Source organism: Mesorhizobium monacense, assembly GCF_056781675.1.
The window spans coordinates 3,041,900-3,059,954 of sequence record NZ_CM165567.1 but is presented as its reverse complement, the minus strand read 5'-3'; the positions used below and the strand labels follow the sequence as shown (position 1 = coordinate 3,059,954).

General features: G+C 63.1%; 17 protein-coding genes. 11 read left to right on the top strand and 6 right to left on the bottom strand.

Features of this window, described 5'->3' with window-relative positions; translation table 11 throughout:
- Positions 1–67 precede the first annotated feature (67 nt).
- Positions 68–769: a response regulator gene (locus AC1RUK_RS14715; protein WP_481835041.1), complete on the top strand. Its 702-nt coding sequence runs from the start codon at positions 68–70 to the stop codon at positions 767–769.
- 99 nt (positions 770–868) lie between these two features.
- Here AC1RUK_RS14715 and AC1RUK_RS14710 read toward each other — a convergent pair whose 3' ends face one another.
- Positions 869–2,164 (bottom strand): outer membrane protein, encoded by a 1,296-nt coding sequence (locus AC1RUK_RS14710; RefSeq protein WP_481835042.1) that lies wholly within the window; start codon positions 2,162–2,164, stop codon positions 869–871.
- Positions 2,165–2,644: 480 nt separating this feature from the next.
- Here AC1RUK_RS14710 and AC1RUK_RS14705 point away from each other — a divergent pair, with 480 nt between their 5' ends.
- The 6 genes from AC1RUK_RS14705 to AC1RUK_RS14680 all read left to right on the top strand — a co-directional run bounded on the left by AC1RUK_RS14705 (position 2,645) and on the right by AC1RUK_RS14680 (position 10,349).
- Positions 2,645–5,077 carry a hybrid sensor histidine kinase/response regulator gene (locus tag AC1RUK_RS14705; protein WP_481835043.1) on the top strand — a complete coding sequence of 811 codons (2,433 nt, stop codon included), beginning with the start codon at positions 2,645–2,647 and terminating at the stop codon, positions 5,075–5,077.
- Positions 5,078–5,082: 5 nt separating this feature from the next.
- The gene (locus AC1RUK_RS14700) at positions 5,083–5,478 is read left to right on the top strand and encodes a response regulator (protein WP_481835044.1); all 396 of its coding nucleotides are present in this window, start codon (positions 5,083–5,085) and stop codon (positions 5,476–5,478) included.
- 272 nt (positions 5,479–5,750) lie between these two features.
- Positions 5,751–6,143, top strand: a complete 393-nt coding sequence (locus AC1RUK_RS14695; protein WP_481835045.1) for a response regulator transcription factor — start codon at positions 5,751–5,753, stop codon at positions 6,141–6,143.
- A complete protein-coding gene (locus AC1RUK_RS14690) occupies positions 6,143–7,885 on the top strand; it encodes a YaiO family outer membrane beta-barrel protein (protein WP_481840285.1) in 1,743 nt (580 codons plus the stop codon). Before AC1RUK_RS14695 ends, AC1RUK_RS14690 begins: the two co-directional genes overlap by 1 nt.
- 2 nt (positions 7,886–7,887) lie before the next feature.
- Positions 7,888–8,925, top strand: a complete 1,038-nt coding sequence (locus tag AC1RUK_RS14685; RefSeq protein ID WP_481835047.1) for a HEAT repeat domain-containing protein — start codon at positions 7,888–7,890, stop codon at positions 8,923–8,925.
- Positions 8,925–10,349: a glycosyltransferase family 2 protein gene (locus tag AC1RUK_RS14680; RefSeq protein ID WP_481835048.1), complete on the top strand. Its 1,425-nt coding sequence runs from the start codon at positions 8,925–8,927 to the stop codon at positions 10,347–10,349. Before AC1RUK_RS14685 ends, AC1RUK_RS14680 begins: the two co-directional genes overlap by 1 nt.
- 14 nt (positions 10,350–10,363) lie before the next feature.
- Here the strand turns inward: AC1RUK_RS14680 and AC1RUK_RS14675 are convergent, their stop codons facing one another.
- From AC1RUK_RS14675 to AC1RUK_RS14660, 4 genes are all read right to left on the bottom strand, one after another.
- The gene (locus AC1RUK_RS14675) at positions 10,364–10,576 is read right to left on the bottom strand and encodes an Hpt domain-containing protein (RefSeq protein ID WP_481835049.1); all 213 of its coding nucleotides are present in this window, start codon (positions 10,574–10,576) and stop codon (positions 10,364–10,366) included.
- Positions 10,577–10,755: 179 nt separating this feature from the next.
- Positions 10,756–11,298, bottom strand: coding sequence for a dihydrofolate reductase family protein (locus AC1RUK_RS14670; RefSeq protein WP_481835050.1), 543 nt, complete (start codon positions 11,296–11,298; stop codon positions 10,756–10,758).
- Positions 11,299–11,843: 545 nt separating this feature from the next.
- Positions 11,844–12,077, bottom strand: coding sequence for a hypothetical protein (locus tag AC1RUK_RS14665; RefSeq protein WP_481840310.1), 234 nt, complete (start codon positions 12,075–12,077; stop codon positions 11,844–11,846).
- Positions 12,078–12,146: 69 nt separating this feature from the next.
- Positions 12,147–12,344 carry a hypothetical protein gene (locus AC1RUK_RS14660; protein ID WP_481840309.1) on the bottom strand — a complete coding sequence of 66 codons (198 nt, stop codon included), beginning with the start codon at positions 12,342–12,344 and terminating at the stop codon, positions 12,147–12,149.
- Between the two features lie 252 nt (positions 12,345–12,596).
- Between AC1RUK_RS14660 and AC1RUK_RS14655 the strand changes: the two genes are divergently transcribed.
- From AC1RUK_RS14655 to AC1RUK_RS14645, 3 genes are all read left to right on the top strand, one after another.
- Positions 12,597–13,904: an adenylate/guanylate cyclase domain-containing protein gene (locus AC1RUK_RS14655; protein WP_436173458.1), complete on the top strand. Its 1,308-nt coding sequence runs from the start codon at positions 12,597–12,599 to the stop codon at positions 13,902–13,904.
- A gap of 144 nt (positions 13,905–14,048) precedes the next feature.
- The gene (locus AC1RUK_RS14650; RefSeq protein ID WP_481840284.1) at positions 14,049–15,128 is read left to right on the top strand and encodes a cyclic nucleotide-binding domain-containing protein; all 1,080 of its coding nucleotides are present in this window, start codon (positions 14,049–14,051) and stop codon (positions 15,126–15,128) included.
- Positions 15,035–15,886, top strand: coding sequence for a patatin-like phospholipase family protein (locus AC1RUK_RS14645; protein WP_481840308.1), 852 nt, complete (start codon positions 15,035–15,037; stop codon positions 15,884–15,886). The genes AC1RUK_RS14650 and AC1RUK_RS14645 overlap by 94 nt, the downstream gene beginning before the upstream one ends.
- A 201-nt stretch (positions 15,887–16,087) precedes the next feature.
- Here AC1RUK_RS14645 and AC1RUK_RS14640 read toward each other — a convergent pair whose 3' ends face one another.
- Positions 16,088–16,369 carry a hypothetical protein gene (locus AC1RUK_RS14640; RefSeq protein WP_436173460.1) on the bottom strand — a complete coding sequence of 94 codons (282 nt, stop codon included), beginning with the start codon at positions 16,367–16,369 and terminating at the stop codon, positions 16,088–16,090.
- A gap of 633 nt (positions 16,370–17,002) precedes the next feature.
- Here AC1RUK_RS14640 and AC1RUK_RS14635 point away from each other — a divergent pair.
- A complete protein-coding gene (locus AC1RUK_RS14635) occupies positions 17,003–18,046 on the top strand; it encodes a LacI family DNA-binding transcriptional regulator (protein ID WP_481835053.1) in 1,044 nt (347 codons plus the stop codon).
- Positions 18,047–18,055: the final 9 nt, after the last annotated feature.

The window sequence follows — 18,055 nt, the reverse complement described above, 5'->3', positions numbered from 1 at the left end:
CCTGCGGTTGACCCCGGGCGAATGCCCTGTACGTTTCCGGTGGTGGCTCGCGGCATCGGGGGAACGCATGGCCGACATCATTGTCGTGGACGACGAGACCGACGTGGCGTTCATGATCGCCGACTATCTGCAGGCAAAGGGTTATGGCGTCCGCACCGCATCCGGCGGCGCCGAACTGCGCGCGGCGATCACGGCGGCAAAGGCCGACCTTGTCGTTCTCGACCTCAACATGCCTGGCGAGAACGGCTTCAGCCTCGCCCGCTGGCTGCGCGAGCATCACGATGCAGGCATCGTCATGCTGACCAGCGCCGATTCGGTTTTCGACAAGGTGGCGGGCCTTGAGGTCGGCGCCGACGACTACCTCGTAAAACCCTTCGCTCCGACCGAACTGGTGGCGCGCATCGCCACGGTGCTGCGCCGCCGCAGGCCGAAGGGACCTGATGGCGCCGATCCCTTGCCGGCCGGGCATTTCGCGTTCGGCGCCTATGTCTTCGATGCAGTCGCGCGGACACTCAGCGACGCCGAGGGCCGACCCATGTCGCTGACCCCGATGGAGCTCGACCTGGTGGCGGCTTTCGCCACGCGGCCGGGCCAGGTCATTGGCCGCGACGAACTGCTCGACCTTGCGCCGCCGAGAGGCGACGAGCCCTTCGACCGCAGCATCGACAGCCGCATAACCAGGCTGCGCCGCCGGACCGAGAAGGACCCGGCCAAACCGGAACTGATCAAGACGATCCGCGGCGTGGGGTATTTGTATCCGCGGCGGTAACCGGTCCGTGGCGACATGGCTACGCGACAAAGAAAAAAGCCCGCCGGTATGCCGGCGGGCTTAGCTGTTTGCCTGGAGGGCCTTTGGTTGAAAAGGCTTTTAGTTGAACTTGTACTTGGCGTCGATCCGCACGGTGTGGAAGGAGGGCGTCGAGGTGAGGCTGCCGTCCGGCGCGCCCAGATCCGCAGAAAAATCCTTCTCGGCGAATTGCGAGTAGCGATATTCCAGGCCGACCGTCATGTTGCTCGATACGGCCGTTTCCACGCCGCCACCCACCGAGAAGCCGCTGGAACCCCAGTCGAGGATATCGCCGATGGGCGCCGAAGCATTCAGGTCGAAATGCTGCCAGCTGTAGCCGGCGAGCGCGTAGGCGAGCGTCGATTCGTTGACCTTCATGCCGAGGCGGCCGAGCACGTCGAAGCCGTAGTCGGTGTCGAGGTTGATCTGGCCGCCGGGGACTTCCACCTTCGACGTCATGCCGGAGTAGCGCGCGTCGACCATGACGCCTGCCACCCAGCTGCCGAAATCCTGGTCGTAGCCGATGCTCGCCTCGCCGAACACGCCTTCGCCGCCGATCCCGTTCAACGTCACACCGGCCGGCGGAACGTCGAGCTGATGCACGGACGCACCCGCGCCGAAGGCGCCGCCGGCGTAGAAGCCGGTCCAGCTGTAGGCGGGAGCCTCGAAGGCGGCGCCGCCGCCGTTCTGGGCGCCAAAGCGATAGTTGGCGGCCACCTGGAACGTATGCCGCGAGGTGTCGAGATTGAGAGCGCCATCCGGCGCGCCGAACTGGGAGAGCAGATCGTCATTGGTGCCGAAGCGCGTGTAGCGATACTCGCCCTTGATCGTCCAGTTGCCGACGACAACAGTCTCGACACCGGCGCCGACGAAGTAACCGCTCTGGTCCCAATCGAGATCAAAGCCCGCGTTCGTGTCCAGCTTGTACTTCTGCCAGGAATAGCCGCCCAGCACATAGCCCAGCGTGTTCGGCGTGAAGAGATAGCCTGCGCGCAGGCCGGCATCGAAGCCGTAGGTTTCCTGGATCGAGGCGCTGAGCCCGAATGCATCAAGCGAGGTCTCGATATTGCCGAAATGGGCGTCGATCAGTCCGCCCAGCAGGAAGCGCTGCGAAACCATATAGTCGTAGCCGACGGTCGCTTCGCCGTAGACGCCTTCGCCGCCGATGCCGTTCAGCGACAGCCCCGGGATGAAGTCACTGCTGATCTCATGAACGTTGGCGCCGGCGCCGACGCCGAAGCCGACATAGAGCCCGCTCCAGTTGAACCCGGACGCCTCGACCGGCTGAGCGACATCGGCCGCATGCGCGGCAGAGATCAAAGCCACCGTCGAAACGGCGCACAAAAGAATAGATTTCGCAGAAAAGCGCGAGAACATCGCCCGTACCCCCAATGAATAAGCCCAGCGTGTCTTAGCAGGGGGCAACTAAATTGGTGGTTGTATAAATGCCACAGCGGTTGGCAAACTGCCCAAACCATGGGCATTTTCCGGAACTGCCCCCAGGAAAAGTCAGCCGCAAAGGCTCGTTGCACCCGCGCAACCACCTGCGCGCCCTTGTCGGCACTGGCGCTGTTCGGCACCAACGAATCGCTGTGTTGGATCAGCGCCTTCGACGCCCCGCGAGGTCGACATCATCACCACTTCATCCACCACCACGCGGCCAGCACCCGCGAGATCGACACCAGGCGATCCACGCATCGCAGCGCATTGCGACTGGCGTTTCAGCCGTCACGAAGCCAGGCCGGTCGGCACCGTTTCTGCGTAGTTTCGACGTACGCCGTTGCCGCAGAGCGCCGGCTCTTTTAGACCTGGGATAGATTTTGCCGGTATCTATCCGGAAAAAGGAGCCGGAAAGTCATGACCGAGATCTGGCATTCACTCTTCGCCAATCTTGCCCTGGTCTCCATCCTCGTGGTCGCCTGGGACCTTGTGGCGGATTTCACCGGGCGTCTCTCGCGGCGGATGCAGTCGCTGCTTCTCGGCGTGGTCATGTGCGTAGGCTCGATCATATCCATGGCGACGGCCCTGTCCGTCTCCGGCTTCGTCGTCGATCTGCGCGCCGCCTTCATTGCTGCGGCCGCGTTCTTCGGCGGATGGCCGGCAATGCTCATCGCCACAATCGGCTCCATTGCCTATCGCATCCATCTCGGCGGGCAGGGCGCGAGCGTCGGGGTCATGGGCATCCTCATCACCGCTGTCGTCGGCATTGCGTGGCACCACATCGTCGCGGCCCGATCGCGCACCATGTACGACATATTCGGTCTCGGCGTATCGGTTGCCCTTGCCGGGCTGATCACGCTCGTGGTGATCCCCGCGCAAGTCGCCGGTCTGGTGCAACAGAGCACGTTCCCGTCCCTCGTGTTCCGCTTTCTCAGCACAATCATCATCGGCGTGCTGCTCGACCGCCAGCAGCGGCGGCGCGATCTCTTGATGTCCAACATGATCTACCGGGCCATGGTTCGCGAGCTGCCGGACTGCCTGAACATAAAGGATGTGGATGGCCGCTTCATCGCCGCCAATCCCGCCACCGCCGAAATGATTCGCGCCGCTTCGGTGGAGGAGCTCATCGGCAAGACGGATTTCGATTTCTATCCGAAGGAGGTGGCAGAGCGCTTCCGGCAGGATGAGATGGACGCGCTGGAGGCCGGGCGGACGCTGCGGATCGATCAGCCGGCGCTTTTACCGGATGGCAGGCAGGGCTGGCTCTACACGCTCAAGGCCCCGTTCCGCGACGAGTCCGGCAAGATCGCCGGTGTCATCACCTACAATCGCGACATCACCGAACAGAAGCTCACCGCCCAGCTCAAGAACGATTTCATTTCCACGGTCAGCCACGAATTGCGCACCCCCTTGACCTCCATCCGCGGCTCGCTCGGCCTGATCGCGGCCGGCGTGGCCGGCGAACTGCCGCCCAAGGCCGCCAACCTCGTCAACATCGCCCACAAAAACAGCGAGAGGCTGGTTCTCCTCATCAACGACATCCTCGACATGGAGAAGATCGAATCGGGCGTGATCGCCTTCAAGATCAAGCAGATGCCTGTCCGCCAGGTCCTGGAGCAGGCCATTGCCGCCAGTTCCAACTACATGGCCGATAGCCGGATCCGCATCGTCCTGGTCGACGATGCCCCGCGCGCCGAGGCCAACATCGACCCGGACCGCCTGCATCAGGTGATGGCGAACCTGCTGTCGAATGCGATCAAGTTCTCTGACGCCGACGGAACCGTGACGGTGAAACTCGAGCGTCGCGATCGCGACATGCTGCGCATCTCGGTGATCGATCAGGGCGCCGGTATCCCCGAGGCCTTCCGCAGCCGCATATTCGGCAAGTTCGAACAGGCGGACGCGTCCAGCACCCGCAGGAAAGGCGGGACTGGCCTGGGCTTGAGCATTGTCAAGACCATTGCGGAAAAGCTGGGCGGCGCCGTTTCCTTCGAAACCGAGGAAGGCAAGGGAACCTCGTTTCACGTCGACCTTGCCGAAGCGCACAGGCAGGCCGAGAAGCCAGTTTCGCCAGAGCGCCGGTCGCGGCCACGCGACGGCCGCCTGCGTGTTCTCATCTGCGAGGACGAGGCCGACGTCGCGGCGGTGATCGCGGCGCTTCTTGATGCGAAAGGCTTTTCCAGCGACGTCGCCCCCGACATCGACACCGCCAAGGCGCTGCTGCGCTCTCGCGACTACGTGGCGCTGACGCTCGACATCAAGCTGGCGGGGGAATCCGGCATCAAGCTCTTCCACGACATCAGGGCGTCACCGGTGAATTCCGACATTTCGGTGATCGTCATCTCCGCCGTCGCCGATGAGGCCAAGCGCTCGCTGAATGGCACCGCCGTCGGCATCGTCGACTGGCTGGAGAAGCCGGTGGATACGAGGCGGCTTCACGCCGCTCTTGCCAAGATCGTTGACGGCAAGGTCGAGCGGAAGCCGAGGATACTCCATGTCGAGGACGACGAGGGTGTGCTTGCCGTGATGTCGGCGGGGCTGGGTCCGAGCGTCTCGTTCACCTCGGCGAAAACGCTGCAGGAGGCACGGCGGGCGGTCGCGAAGTATCGCTTCGACCTGGTCATCCTGGACATCGCGCTTCCCGACGGATCGGGGCTGGATCTGCTCATCGATCTGCCGCTGGAGACCGGGGTCATCGTGTTCTCGGCGGCGGAGGCAGACGAGAAACTCGGCGACCGGGTGCAGGCGATGATGACCAAGACCAGGGCTTCGGAGATCGACGTGGCAAAGCTGGTCCGGAACATGTTGGTTTCGTCCCGCGCCCGACCTGCCGCGTACGCCAAGGAGTGACGCTGATGCCCGCAAGGATCCTTTATGTGGATGATGAGGACGATATCCGCGAAATCGCCCAGATGTCGTTGGAGCTCGAGCCGGAATTCGAGGTGCGGTCCTGTTCTTCGGGCATGCAGGCGCTGGCCGATGCCGCCGAATGGCAACCCGACCTCATTCTGCTCGACGTGATGATGCCGGACATGGACGGGCCGGAGACGCTGAAGCGGCTGGCCGAATCCGGGCCGACGGCGTCGATACCCGTGGTGTTCATCACCGCGCGCACCCAGACGCATGAGGTCGAACGCTATCTGACGATGGGGGCGGTAGGGGTGATCGCCAAGCCGTTCGACCCGCTTGCGCTTGCCGGTGAAGTCAAGCACCTGCTTGCGCTCAGCGCCGGAGATAACAGGCCGACTTAGGCACCGAGCGATCGGCGGAGCGTAGGTTGTCCGCAGCCTGTGCGATGCCGTTCACGGCTCCTATACCATGCCGCCTTATTCATCTACTGATTGTGCTGAAGTGCAGCCGTCTCGAATCAGGTTATCCATAACCGCGCGGCATCGGCGGACGTCGGCGAGAGATTCGAGCGGAATTTGCCTGTCTGCATGAACCGCGTTGGCGGATGTCGGTTCATGGGATCAATCACTCCGGGGGGCTAGCGGCAAACGAGGCGCGAACCGGAGCAAGGCTGGTGAACGGAGCGAAGGCAAGAGTCCTGATTTGCGATGACGATCCCTTGTTGCTCGAACTGATGGAATTCAGGCTCAGGGCAAAGGGATACGAGGTCATCAAGGCGGTAGACGGGGCGGAAGCGCTCTCGAAGGCGGAGAAGGAGGCACCGGACATCATCGTGCTCGACGCGATGATGCCCAAGGCCGACGGCCTGGAGGTGCTTGCCCGCATCAAGGGCGATCCGGCCCTGTCCGAAACCCCGGTCGTCATGCTGACCGCCCGCAAGGGCGAAAGGGACATCGTCTCGGCCCTTGAGAAGGGAGCTGACGACTACCTAGTGAAGCCATTCATTCCCGAGGAGCTGCTGGCCCGGCTTGCGCGTTTGCTCGCGCGGAAGAGCGGGAGACGCTGATGCGGCGCGGCCGGCGCGCCATCATTGCCGCATGCATGTTCCTGGCGGTTGCCGCAGCGCCTGCCGCGACGCTGGCCCAGACGGTTGACGAACTGTACGCCTCCGGCGTCAAGGCCAGGCAAGCCCAGCATTTCGACGAGGCGGTGAACCTGCTTCGGCGGGCGCTGGCGCTCAAGCCCGACAATGCCGACGCCCTGGTGCAACTCGCTTTCGCCGAGCTTGGCCGCAACGATCTGCCGGCGGCGCGCGAAGCCTTTTCCGGGGCGCTTTCACTCGCGCCAGCCTATCTGGATGCCAGCTTCGGCATGGCCCAGGTCGAGTTCCGCTCCGGCAATCTGGACGCCGCGCTGCCGCTGGCCGAAAAGGTCTCGCGCGCCGAGCCCGGCAATGCCGACGCGGCCACGCTTGTCGCCAACATCCGCAAGGCCCAGCAGGCCAGTAGCAGCAAGGCGAAGTCTGCGACCGCGAGGAAGAAGCCGCGCCCTCCGCGGCCGGATCCCGTGGCCGGCCTGATGGAGGAAGGCCGGAGATTGCGGGCATCGGGACAATTGCCCGAGGCGGAAAAGGCCTATCGCCGCGCGCTCCGCCTGGCGCCGAAAAACACCGACATCCTGGTCGCCCTTGGCCTTGTCGTGGGTTCCCAGCAGAAATTCGACGAGGCCGGGCATTTCTTCGATCAGGCGCTGGCCATCAGGCCCGGCCTTCTCGACGCCCGCGTCGGCAAGGTCCGCCTGGCGATCTGGCAGGGCGACGTGCCGCGCGCCCGCGCGATGATCGATGATTTGCTTGGCACCGCGCCTGATAATGCCGAGGCGCTCGGCCTCGACGCGCGGATTTCCCTGCTTGAGCAGAATTACACGCGGGCCGAGCAGTCGCTTCAGCGGGTGCTGGCGATCGATCCGCACAATGCCGAGGCGCTGGTGGGGATCGGTGACGTCCGCCGCGCCGGTGGCGACGACGACGCCGCGCGCGACGCCTACCGGCAGGCGCTTGCCCTCGAACCCGGCTCGCGCGACATCGAGCAACGGCTGGCCGCGCCGCCGCCGCGCAAATGGCGGTTCGATCTCGGCAGCGAAGTGAGCACGCTGACCGACGGGCTTGGCGACTGGACCGACAGTTTGGCCGGCCTTGCCTATCGCCTGACCCCGCAGACGACCATTTCGGGCCGCACCCGCGTGGCGACCCGTTTCGGCCGCACCGACCTTCAGATCGAAGGCCGCATCGACCAGGCCTTTTCACCCACGATTTCCGCTTATGCGCTGGCGGCGGCGACGCCGGATGCCGATTTCCTGGCGCGCTATTCGGTCGGCGCCGGCGCTTCGTGGCAGATCGTGGCGCCCGCCAAGGCGTTCGGCCCGTTCTCGCTCAACATCGATACCCGCTACGACGATTTCGCCAACGCCGAGATCACCACCATCTCACCCTGGGTACAGGCCTATGTCCTGGATGGCCGGCTGGGGCTTTCAGTCCGATGGGTGCACGCGGCCGACGATACCGGCACGCGCGCGGATGGCTATGTGCTGCGGGCCGATCTTGCGGTCACGCCGAGCGTCAATGTGTTTGGCGGCTACGCCGATGCCCCCGAAATCTCCGACGGCACGCTGGTGCCGACGCGCACCGTCTTTGGCGGCATCTCCTGGGACGTCACCGATCCGCTGACGCTGCGCGCCAGCCTCGCCCATGAGCAACGCCCGACATTCGACCGAACCATATTCGGGCTCGGCCTAACCACGCGGTTCTGATCATGTTGTACATCTGGCACCTGTCCATCCTGCTCAGCGTCCTTTCCCTGGCGATCATGCTTCTCTTGATCGTGCGCCGGGTGCTGCACGAGCGTCGGGGCACGGCGGACGCCGATCAACGGCGCTTTCTTCTGACGGCGCTGATCGCCTTCACGGAAAACCGGGACCGCGAGGCATTGAAGGCAGCGCTGCTCTCGGTGCCGGCGAGGGTGGCGATCGACGCCGGCTTCGAGTTCATTTCCCTGTTGCGCGGCGAGGAGCACGACGAGCTCATTTCCGCCTTCAACGACTGCGGGCTGCCGGCGCTTGTCGGCACCCAGCTGGAAAAAGGCAATGGCGCCGAACGCATCCATGCGGCCGAGATGCTGGCGGCGCTGCGTTCGGAAAACGCGGTGGCAAGCCTTCTTTCGGCGCTCGACCGCGACCTCTCGCGCGAGGTCAGGATCGCCGTCGCCATCGCGCTCTGCGATGTCGGCGCCTTGCCGCCGCTCGTCATAACGCTGCGCAAGATCGGCGTGGCGGGGCAGCGCTCGCGGCGCCTGATCGAGCTGTTCAGGCGCTTTCCGCCGAAGCGGTTCGACGAGCTCCGGGATCATGCCGGGCGTCAGGACGCGGTGCCTTTCATAAGGGCGGCCGCGATCGATGCGCTGGCCCGCGCCGGCGGCTTCCAGTTCGGCGAGTTCTTTGCCCGCGCGGCCGGCGATCCGTCGCCGGAGGTTGCCGCCGCGGCATTGCGGGGGCTCGGCCTGACCGGGCATGCCAACGCGCCGGCCATTCTGGTCAAGGCGATGGAAAACAGCGGCTGGGATGTGCGTGCCGACGCTGCCGACGCCGCCGGCCGCCTCGGCCTGTCCGAACTTGCCGCACCGCTCGCGCAGCTGATGGACGACGAGGCATGGACCGTGCGCTATGCCGCCGCCAACGCGCTGCGCTCGTTCGGCCAAACGGGAGAGCAGGTGCTGCGCGAGATCGCCGCCAGCGAGGTCTCGCGCAGCCAGCGCACAGCCTCCCTGATCCTTGCCGAGGGGCCGGCCGCCTGATGTTCGACTGGAGCCAAGAGATCGTCCTGGTTGCCTCCATCCTGTCCTGGTTCATCATCGTGACAGGACTGGCGCAGACGGCCGTTTACCTGCTGCAGCTCGTCATCGCCGGCTACGCGCTGTCCAAGCGCCCGCCGGTCGCGCGTTCGGCTCTGCTGTGGCACCGTTATGGCGACGTCGCGCCGCCGATCGCGCTGCTCGTGCCCGCCTACAATGAGGAAGTGAACGTGGTCGAGAGCGTGCACTCGATGCTGGCGCTCGAATATCCGAATTTCGAAGTGATCGTCATCAACGACGGCTCGAAGGATCAGACGCTGCAGCGCCTTATCGAAGGCTTCAAGCTGGTGAAGTTCCACCGGCCCTATGAGGAGACTCTCACGCACAAGCCGATCCGCGGCCTCTATTCCTCGCCGATGACCGAACGGCTGTTCGTGGTCGACAAGGAAAATGGCGGCAAGGCCGATGCCCAGAATGCCGGCATCAATGTCTGCCGCGCGCCGCTGTTCTGCGTGATCGACGGCGATTCCATCCTCGAACCCGATGCGCTGATGCGCGCCGCCCAGCCCTTCATCGACGATCCCGAGCGCACCATCGCCGTGGGCGGCACGATCCGCATCGCCAATGGCTCCAGGATCGAAGGCGGCAGGGTGCGCGAGGTCCGGCTGCCGCACCGGCTGCTGCCGCTGCTGCAGGTGGTCGAGTACCTGCGCGCCTTTCTCATGGCGCGGCTAGCCTGGAGCCGCATCAACACGCTGATGCTGGTGTCCGGCGCCTTCGGTTTGTTCCGGCGCGCGGAAGTGGTGGCGGTTGGCGGCTTCACCAGTGGTTCGATGGGCGAGGATTTGGACCTCGTGATCAAGCTGCACCGCCACATGATGGACACCAGGCGCAAATACAGCATCCAGTTCATTCCGGAGCCGGTGTGCTGGACCGAAGCGCCGGAAACGCTCCGCGTTCTGGCAAGGCAGCGCACGCGCTGGCAGCGCGGCGCGCTCGAATGCTTCTTCCGTTACCGCTCCATGCTCTTCAACCCCCGCTATGGGCGTGTCGGCTTCCTCGGCTTTGGCCACATACTGGTCGTCGACGTGCTTGGGCCGATATCGGAGGTGCTGGGCTATGTGCTGATCCCGGCCTTCTGGCTGCTCGGCATCCTGTCGACCGAATATCTGCTGGCTTTCACGTCGCTGGTTTTCACCTATGGCGTTTGCGTGAGCGTGTGTTCGCTGGTCCTCGAAGAGGCCGAGTTGCGGCGCTTTCCGCGCGCGCGGGACCTGGCCGTGCTGACGGCGGTCGCCGTGTTCGAGAATTTCGGCTATCGCCAGCTCAACAATTTCTGGCGCGTGAAGGGCTGGTGGCAGTATCTGCGGGCCGACCAGAGCTGGGGCGAGATGACCAGAACCGGCCTGACCGGCCCGAAAAAGTAACAGCGCTGCCAGCTTCAGTTCACCGCCCGCTCAAGCTCCGCGATGAGCGCATCGAGCGCAGGACCTGTCTCAGTGGCATCCGCTTGCGCGATCAGCAGCCTCTCCAGTTCGGACGCGCGTGCGCTGATGTCAGGAAATCCGAAAGTGCCGCCGGCGCCCGCCAGCGAGTGAGCGATCCTGAGCAGAGGATCGTCGGCACTTCGTCTTGATAGGGGTTCATGCGCCATGGCCTTCAGCTCAGCGAGCTGATCGGCGCATCGGGTCAGGAAACGAAGCCGCAAAGGGCCAAATGGATCGTTTGAGATGGGACGCTACTCCACGCCGCAATGCCGCATTCAAACAGAAATCCGGACGGGTTGAAACACCAGCCGGCCGCCCCTTGGTGCGAGGCTGCAGTCGCAGCGCATCACGCCTTCTCCGTCATAGGCGCATACTCCAGCGCCACCACGCCGTTGCTGAAGGGCGTGGCCGAGATCAGTTCGAGCTGCACTTTCTCGCCGGACGGGAACAGCCCTTTGCCCTGGCCGACGGCGCCGGGATAGAGGAGCAGCCTGACGCGGTCGACCAGGCCGTGGCGCAGCAATTCCTGTGCGACGCTGAGGCTGCCATGCACATAGATGTTGCCGCCGCTGCCTTGCTTCAGTGTCCTAACCGCTTCCGACAGCGGACCTTGCAGCAACTCGGCCGGCTTCCAGTCGAGCGCCTTCAGGCTGGTGCATGCGACATATTTCGGCAGTGCGTTGAACCGCTCGGCAAAATCTCCGGTTTCGCTCGGCCATGAGCCGGCAAAGATCTCATAGGTCTTGCGCCCCAAAAGCATGGCGCCGCTATCGGCAAGCTCGTCCTCCTTGAACCTTTGCATCTCATCGTTCCAGGTCACGCCCGGCAGCTTCTCGACCTCGGCGATGCCATCGACGCTGATGAATTCGGTGACGATGAGTTTTCGCATGGGGCTCTCCTTTGATCAGAGGACGGGCGGCGCGGGGCTTTTGCGACATGCGGCGTGAAAGATAGCGCGGCGCATTGTTGTTTTCAGCCGATGTCAGAGGCAAGCGTCGACCTCAGTCGACCTGATGCTTGGCGTCACCTCCACTTGGCATGAGAAGCGCATGGGAGAACGTTGGCGGTCGGTGCTTGCTTGTTCGCGATGGCCGCTTAGACCCGATAGGCGACCTTCCTGAGGCGCTGATCGAACAGCTGCTTTGCGCCTCATGTCGGCCGTTGAGGTGCTCTTCGCTGTTGCCCGATAGCAGACGTTGCCGGCGACCACGGTGGAGGTCGTGGTTGCGCCATCAAAGGACCATCAGGAAATACGAGGGCAATGACCGGTTCTTGCTGAAGAAGCGGCCCTTCAGTCAGCTCCGGCCAATCGCCCTACCAGGTCGTCTTGACGCCGATCCTCCCTCCCACGCGTGGGGACCTCGAAACTCTGCTCGTAGTTGCGGTGGAGTGCTGCGTGCTGGTGCTCACATCGGCGTCCGATTTGGTAGCCGCCTATCGAGGGGATGAACCTCCGAGCCCCTGAGTATCGGGAACACGGGCAAACGCAATGTCTTCTGCGAGGGCATGGAGCTTCACGATCGTGCGATCAAGTAGGCCAAGCTCTGCGTGCAAGGCCGGGCGACGACGCTCCGGAAGAGTCCGGGCAAGATGCTCAATCACAGCACGCAGACGCCGCGCTATCTGGAAGTTCTCCGCGCCATAAAGGCGGATTTCGCTAAAAATCACTTGCACAAAATCATTCCAGTTCGGTGTGTGGAAAACCACCCGCAGCTCGCCGGATTTGTTCAGTTCTCCTCACGGTGAAGATGCCGCTGGCCGACCATGCTCAGCAGACGCTGAAGCTGATCGAGCGCCAACTGAAAATCGGATCGCGTTGTCGCGCAGAAGCGTGGCCGCCATGATCCGCGGCGTCATTTGTCCTCCGGCGATCTGAACGGCCACGAGAAGCGAGCCAAAGGTGAACACTATGAACGTCAGCATCATTGTGACGATCGTTTCGAGAACGTTTTTGTGTTCCCAACGGTCGCCAGCCCACGAACTGAGGAAAGGCCGCCATACGGTCCAACCCTCGATCGCGAAGATTAGATGTATTGCTACCGCGTAGATCAGGAGGGAGATTCCATAGTGAGGATTTGACGTAGCTCCTGACCCTGTACAGACAGTGATGGGCTCAAAGGCCGTATGATAGGAGCTTGGCGATTGCCCCTCGGAAGCCTATTCGTCGTTTGAATGACGCCGCGAGGAATGATGCCGGCTCAACGATCCGAACTCGCTGAAGCATCGCTGTCGACTGGTCCGGTGGGCTTGGAATACCCGCCTGATGTCCGGCTGGTTCAGCGCCGGCCTGTTTCGCGATTAACGATAGATGACGGCACGGCGCTCGACTGGCTGATGTCGGGGACGGCAGCATCCGCCGGACCGGCAGAGCTGCTGGACGGCGTCATCGCCCGACTGGTTGCGGCAGGCCAGCCGATCGAGCGGGCAACGCTGCTCATGTCGACGCTGCATCCGCAGCTTCTGGGCATCACGGCGAACTGGCGCGGAGATCTCGGTGTCTGTGATGAGGTGGAAGTCAACGCGCATGTCCGCGAAACAACCGACTACCTGACCAGCCCCCTCAGGCCGATCATCGAGGAGGGCCGGTCAATTCGGGTGAACCCCCAGGATCCAGTGGCGCAGTCGACATACCCGATCATGCAGACCCTCGCGGCGGCTGGATACACGGACTATTGGGGCTTCGCGCTGAAGCGGGACGACCGCCAGTTTACGCTGATGACGCTTGCCACACGGCAAGCAGGGGGCTTTTCTCGCGCCACCATCGAAGCCGTTGAGGCGTTGCGCCCGGCTCTGGCGCTCAATGTCGAGATCGTCTCGCGTGGCAAGATTGCGGAGCACGTGCTCGATGCGTATCTCGGCCGACGCATTGGCAAGCGGGTCCTCGCCGGTGACATAAGGCGCGGATTTGGCGAGACCATCGAGGCGGTCATCTGGGTATCCGACATGCGCAACTTCACCAGCCTCTCGGATCGCATCGATAGCGCCGAGATGATCCGGCTGCTGAACGCCTTTTTCGAAGGTCTCGTGGATGCGGTGCATGAACAAGGCGGTGAGGTCCTGAAATTTGTCGGTGACGGCATGCTGGCGGCCTTCCCCATTTTCGGCACGCAGTCGGCACCGGCCGCCGCCGCTGCGGCACTCGCCGCTGCTCGGAACGGTTTGGTTGCGGTGGACAGCCTGAACGAGGCTCAGTCCGACGAGCCGTCGCGCGACCTTTCCTGGCGGCCGCTCAGCATGGGAATTGCGCTGCATCGCGGTCCCGTATTCTTCGGCAATATCGGATCCAGGGATCGGCTCGACTTCACCGCCATTGGGCGCACTGTCAATCTGGCGGCGCGGATCGAACCGCTATCGAAAACGACCGGGCGGCGCTTGCTCCTGTCCGACAAGGTTGCTGAATTGATCGGAGAGCCCGTCGAGGAACTGGGCGACTTCCCCATCCGAGGTATCCCTGACCCTGTGAGCCTGTTCACCGTACCGGAACACGGACTCTGACGCCGCTGGTTGAAGCGACGCATTGGAGCTCCAAACCTCGCGTCAGCCGGGTTCGGCGGTCGCAATGCGCAACAGTTTGCCAAACGCCGCGAAGCTGCAAACACAATCGGCAAAGGTTACAGTGAGAGCGAAGTGGTGACTTAGATGTCCTCAGCCGATTCTGTCGCGGCGAGATTATTGTCGGCGACATTGATGTTCGATCGGGCGTCGTTGCTGGCGCTCGAGGCTTTGGCTGCCGAATCCGACCGTCGGGTCCTGAGACGCGGTGAGGTTCTGGTTCGCGAAGGCGATCCCTCGGACACATTTTTCATCGTGCTGTCCGGTCGCTTTACGGTACACAAAGGAGATCCGATTGGCTCGGTCGCCGAGATCGCACAGGGCGAACTAGTCGGCGAAATTGGTTTCTTTGCAGGGCTGCCCCGTACGGCCACTGTCCTTGCAGCGCGCGATTCGATCGTCCTTGAAATCAGTCGTAATCATTTCGAGAAGGCGGCCGAGGCTTTGCCGAACCTGAGAGAGGCGGTCACAATATCTCTGGCGCGCCGGTTCGCCAGGCAATCTCCAATTTTGTCACGTCTCCAGAAACCTGCCAAGATCCGAACGCTTGCCATCATTGCAGCCGGCGGAAGTCGCATCTCACCGGTTTTCATCGGGCACCTACAGCAAGAGTTCGGCGCGGTCACGCGCGCTCAGTTCGTTTCCCGGCTTGACGTCCACGCGAAGTTCGCAGGTCGTCCGATCGACGACCAGCCGGTCCTTAACTGGTTGAACGAACTGGAGGCGCAAGCTGAATTCGTTGTCTACGTCGCCGATGAAGAACCTAATGAATGGACACGAGTTTGCATTCGCCAGGCCGATACCGTCCTGTTGCTAGCGAACGCGTCCTGCTCGCCTCGCTTGAACACGTCCGAGGAATTGGCGCTATCGGTCCATCCACCATCGACCGGTCGGCTTGTCCTAATTCACGACAATCGCTCGGCTGCGGTCTCCGGCACCTCTGCGTGGCTCGATGAGCGTCCCCATGTCGGCCAGCATCATCATGTTGCGCTGGAGGACGGGTCCGATATCCAGCGCCTGGTCCGATTTATTTCCTGCAAGGCACGTGGCTTCGTGGCGGCGGGGGTGGGTCCCTGGGCAGCGCCCATCTGGGCGTCTACAAGGCGTTCGTCGAGGCGGGCGGGCGCTTCGACTATCTCGGCGGGACGAGTTCCGGAGCGGCGATGATGGCCGGCTTCGCAAGAGGGTTGGACGCGGAGCAGATCGACCGCGGCACGCACAACGTATTTGTCAAGAGTTGGGCGTTTCGGCGCCCCACCTTGCCGCGTTTCGCGCTTCTAGATCACAAAGCCTTCGATCGTGCCCTTCAGGAGGAATACGGCGACGTTCTGATCGAAGATCTTTGGCTTCCGTTCTTTGCGCTTTCGACCAATCTGAGCAGCCGTCAACCCCATGTCCACCGTCGTGGAAAACTCTGGCAAGCCGTTCGGGCATCCGGCTCGCTCCCGGGTGTCCTGCCGCCGTTCTTTACGGCTGACGGCGATATGCTGGTGGACGGCGCCATCATGAACAATTTGCCGCTGGAACAGATGAGGGAACTCAAGACCGGCCCCAATGTCATCGTAAGCTTTGGGTCCAGTGGACCGCAAAAATACCACATCGACTATGACCGCCTCCCCGGAAGATCGGAACTGGCGGTCGCCCTGCTGAACCCTTTCGGCCGTGCCCGCTTGCCGCAGGTTCCAAGCATGCTTCAGGTTATTGCCGCGAGTATGCTGGCACACGGGCCGCAGGACATTGCCGCCGGCGACGAGGATGTCTTGGTCTGTCCGCAGGTTTCGAGCACGATCGGCTTCATGGATTGGAGTCGGCATTCCGAGTTGTTTTCGGACGCTTACGACCAGACGACGCAATGGATTGAGGAACGTCTCCGCCAGAACGATCCAGGGCTTCGAGCGGTGCTCGGCCCCGCGTCCTTAGCATAGGAGCTACCCTAGACACCCAATCCAAGGTTTTCTTCATTACCGCCATACCTTGTTCTCCAATCCGATCGTAACTGCTGCTTCCATGGCTCTCCTCCATCCTCTTCAGCCCAAACAGGCTGAACGGTTGTCGGAGAGCCGTCCACAGCATCAGAAGCAGACATTAGAAATGTCTCTGCCTGAGCGAGGCCGGTTCGGTCGATATCAGTGCGACGCGCCGTCGGGTAGGTGCAGAAGTCTCCAGGTCAAGCCAACACGACCGTGGAACAGAGATGCAAAATGTTCGGCAGCGACGTCCTCCAGGCCATCATCGACTAGAGCCTCAATGCTTCGTCGCATCAACGCGAGCTGCATCTCCCGAGCGTGTTCTAGGTCTGCCTCTCTCATTATTGCCGTGACGTGGTAGGCGACAACAGGCTGGCCGAGGCAAGACAGCAGCGCGCTCGCTTCGGCTGTCGCTGCTGCAACTGCTTCTTCGATCTTCATTTTGGCGCTCCTCATCAAACATGATGCTGGCGCCTCCCCGCTTGCAGATCAGGTATTATTTCCATCAAATAGATCCAAAAGACAAAGCACAAAGCTTACGCCGTGAGGCGCCGCTGCGCGGAATTGGCTGACCTGTTGCAAAGAAGAAACAGCGCCGTGGATGCGAGCTAGACCTTCAGACGGTGGTGCGGCCGGGGTTACAGGTGCCGGCCTGGCAGGTACCGGCTGCCAAACGACCGCATTCCCATCCTTTCGCGACGTTCAGGTAGCGTATTCGCGACGACTGCTATGGGTCAAGTCACGACGATGCCCGCGCCCAACCTAAATGTCCGCTCTGGACGATCCGCTGACCCGAAACCTGCCAGTCGGTTCGTGGCCCTTTCCCGCCGTTCCAAACGCAAATCCGAAGGCTGCTTCTGACGCAAAAGCGGTCGTACATGACGGCACTTCGCAAGAAACCTCGGACACGCCACAAAGCAAAGCAATCCCCCTTGCCATCCCATCATCCTTCCCCTAATCTCCTCTGAGAAAACCTTTTCCCAAATTGCCCCGCATCCGCTGACGTCACCAATCAACACCTCGCAGGGCGACAAGAGAAAACCTTTTCCCAGCTAAGGGAATTCGCCGCGCACCATGGTTTCCGACGCCTCGCCAGCGCCCGCCCCGGTCACCTTGCGTGAGGTGGCTTCGGCCGCCGGCGTCAGTGTGGCGACGGCCTCAAAAGCGCTGAACGGGCAGGGGCGGATGACGGCGGAGACGCGCGAGCGTATCCGCGAGACGGCGCAGCGGCTGGGGTTTAGGCCGAACAGCCTGGCGCAGAGCCTGCTGCGCAAGCGCTCCTTCACCGTCGGGCTGCTCACCAACGATACCTATGGCCGCTTTTCGCTGCCGCTGATGGCCGGCGTTTCCGATGCGCTGGTCGATGCCGGCGTCTCGGTGTTCCTGTGCAATGTCGAGGACGACACGCGGCTCGCGCAGCTGCATGTCGAGGCGATGCTCGACAAGCGCGTCGACGGCATCATCGCCACCGGCAAGCGCATCGACCGCCATCTGCCGGTCGATCTCGCCAATCTGCGCATTCCCGTCATCTATGCCTTCACCCAGCCCGATCCCGACGCCATCGCTTTCGTCTCCGACGATGCCGGCGGCGCGCGGCTGGCGGTCGAGCATTTCTGCCGGCTCGGGCGCAAGCGCATTGCCCATGTCACCGGTCCGGCGAGCTTTGCCGTGGTGCATGCCCGCGCCGAGGCCTATCGCGCGGTGCTGGCCGAGCACAGCCTGCCGGTTGCTGAGCCGCTGCTCGGCGCCTGGTCGGAAGCCTGGGGGCATGAGGCGGTCGGCAAACTGTTCGACGCAAAGGCGGGCAGGGGAGAAGCCCCCGATGCCGTCTTCTGCGGTAACGACCAGATCGCGCGCGGCGTCATCGATGCGCTGCGCGAGCGCGGCATTCGCGTGCCCGACGATGTCGGCGTCATCGGCTTCGACAATTGGGAGATCGTGGCCGAGGCGACGCGCCCGCCGCTGACCTCGGTCGACATGAACCTTTCAGCGCTTGGCCGCGAGGCAGGGCTTGCTCTGCTTTCGCTCGTCGGCGGCCAACCGGCCGCGCCGGGCATACGAAAACTGCCGTGCCGGCTGGTGGTGCGTCAGTCATGCGGCCGTCCGCCAGGCGGCTGAGACCAATGC

Coding starts and splice junctions, on each gene's coding strand:
- AC1RUK_RS14655 (WP_436173458.1), top strand. CDS start 12,597: ATGATGCCGGCTCAACGATCCGAACTCGCTGAAGCATCGCTGTCGACT.
- AC1RUK_RS14705 (WP_481835043.1), top strand. CDS start 2,645: ATGACCGAGATCTGGCATTCACTCTTCGCCAATCTTGCCCTGGTCTCC.
- AC1RUK_RS14685 (WP_481835047.1), top strand. CDS start 7,888: ATGTTGTACATCTGGCACCTGTCCATCCTGCTCAGCGTCCTTTCCCTG.
- AC1RUK_RS14690 (WP_481840285.1), top strand. CDS start 6,143: ATGCGGCGCGGCCGGCGCGCCATCATTGCCGCATGCATGTTCCTGGCG.
- AC1RUK_RS14670 (WP_481835050.1), bottom strand. CDS start 11,298: ATGCGAAAACTCATCGTCACCGAATTCATCAGCGTCGATGGCATCGCC.
- AC1RUK_RS14700 (WP_481835044.1), top strand. CDS start 5,083: ATGCCCGCAAGGATCCTTTATGTGGATGATGAGGACGATATCCGCGAA.
- AC1RUK_RS14715 (WP_481835041.1), top strand. CDS start 68: ATGGCCGACATCATTGTCGTGGACGACGAGACCGACGTGGCGTTCATG.
- AC1RUK_RS14635 (WP_481835053.1), top strand. CDS start 17,003: ATGGTTTCCGACGCCTCGCCAGCGCCCGCCCCGGTCACCTTGCGTGAG.
- AC1RUK_RS14640 (WP_436173460.1), bottom strand. CDS start 16,369: ATGAAGATCGAAGAAGCAGTTGCAGCAGCGACAGCCGAAGCGAGCGCG.
- AC1RUK_RS14680 (WP_481835048.1), top strand. CDS start 8,925: ATGTTCGACTGGAGCCAAGAGATCGTCCTGGTTGCCTCCATCCTGTCC.
- AC1RUK_RS14675 (WP_481835049.1), bottom strand. CDS start 10,576: ATGGCGCATGAACCCCTATCAAGACGAAGTGCCGACGATCCTCTGCTC.
- AC1RUK_RS14650 (WP_481840284.1), top strand. CDS start 14,049: ATGTCCTCAGCCGATTCTGTCGCGGCGAGATTATTGTCGGCGACATTG.
- AC1RUK_RS14710 (WP_481835042.1), bottom strand. CDS start 2,164: ATGTTCTCGCGCTTTTCTGCGAAATCTATTCTTTTGTGCGCCGTTTCG.